Annotated in this window: 1 protein-coding gene; it reads left to right on the plus strand. The window is 61.9% G+C overall.

Features of this window, described 5'->3' with window-relative positions; genetic code table 11:
* Positions 1 to 270: hypothetical protein (locus tag M977_RS25645; protein WP_209438632.1), on the plus strand; the 270-nt coding region annotated here is incomplete at both ends.

The following is a 270-nucleotide window of genomic DNA, read 5'->3' on the forward strand; positions in this document are numbered from 1 at the left end:
GGAGCTGACACCAGCGCAAGTCCCGTTGACGGACCTGACCCCGGCTCACGTTCCATTGACTGATTTGACACCCGCACAGGTGCCACTGACGGAGCTGACACCAGCGCAAGTCCCGTTGACGGAGCTGACTCCGGCTCACGTTCCATTGACTGATCTGACGCCCGCACAAGTCCCGTTGACGGACCTGACCCCGGCTCACGTTCCACTGACTGATTTGACGCCAGCGCAGGTGCCACTGACGGAGCTGACACCAGCGCAAGTCCCGTTGAC

This window comes from Buttiauxella gaviniae ATCC 51604 (genome assembly GCF_001654835.1).
Lineage (GTDB): Bacteria > Pseudomonadota > Gammaproteobacteria > Enterobacterales > Enterobacteriaceae > Buttiauxella > Buttiauxella gaviniae.